Raw genomic sequence first — 247 nt, 5'->3', positions numbered from 1 at the left:
AGCCAGGGGATGGACAGCATGCCGCCGTCTAGGCGCGGGGCGAGTGGGCGGGTGTCGATGCCGGGCACGCTCATGGGAACGCGACCGCCATTTTGCGGGACGGGCGCCGGCGCTCCTTCGCACCCCCGCATCATCAGCTCGACGACGTCGGCGCGGTGCAGCGCGCCGGCGGTGCGGCCCTCGCCGTCCTCGACGCGCAGCAGCTCGGCGCCGGCGGAAAAGCGCGGCGCGGCCTCGGCAACCGTCG

General features: G+C 75.3%; 1 pseudogene. It reads right to left on the bottom strand.

The features are described 5' to 3' along the window. A pseudogene (locus C7I84_RS30285) lies at positions 1-247 on the bottom strand (hypothetical protein); the annotation flags it as partial.

It is taken from the genome of Kumtagia ephedrae, from assembly GCF_003012745.1.
Lineage (GTDB): Bacteria > Pseudomonadota > Alphaproteobacteria > Rhizobiales > Rhizobiaceae > Kumtagia > Kumtagia ephedrae.
Note: the sequence above shows the minus strand (reverse complement) of the source record. Positions and strands in the feature narration are given on the sequence as shown.